The sequence below is a fragment of the Pseudoalteromonas sp. P1-30 genome (genome assembly GCF_001400005.1).
Taxonomy (GTDB): domain Bacteria; phylum Pseudomonadota; class Gammaproteobacteria; order Enterobacterales; family Alteromonadaceae; genus Pseudoalteromonas; species Pseudoalteromonas atlantica.
In genome coordinates, this window is record NZ_LKBC01000031.1 from 1 (window position 1) to 569 (window position 569).

1 protein-coding gene is annotated in these 569 nt (G+C 51.5%); it reads left to right on the top strand.

What is annotated here, in order from left to right:
• The coding region (locus tag AN395_RS19250; protein ID WP_235576594.1) for an Ig-like domain-containing protein at nt 1-569 on the top strand (569 nt) is incomplete at both ends.

Genomic DNA, 569 nt, shown 5'->3' on the forward strand with positions numbered 1-569 from the left:
AACAGTTACGGGCACCAGTGATGCACCAAACAGCACGGTTACGATAACCTTTACCGATGCAGCCAATGCCGTACAAACTATTGATGTACAAACTGATGCGAATGGTAATTGGAGTGCCACCCCAGCGACTGATTTAGCTGAAGGTAACTACAGTGTCAGCGCGAGCATCACGGATGCAGCGGGCAACACGGGCACAGGGACAGACAGCGGCGAAGTGGATGTGACTCCACCGGCTCTTGCCTTTACGCCAACCTTCGAGCTTGGTTTATTGGTTACCCTCAGTGGTACGTCTGACCTACCAGCAGGCAGTGAAATCACCATCACCGAGCAACTCATTGGCGGGGGAGTGGGTGTAACTTACACCACCACAACCGATGCCAACGGTAATTGGTCTTTGGTGGGGCTTGATGTATCACTACTGGATGTAGGCTCTGTGATTGCCACAGCCACAGATGCAGCAGGGAACACACGCACAATCAGCTCAGATGACTTTGATAACACACCACCTACACTCACAGTTGAGGTGGATGCACAAAGCAATAGCAACACGCCTATAATCAGCGGTACAA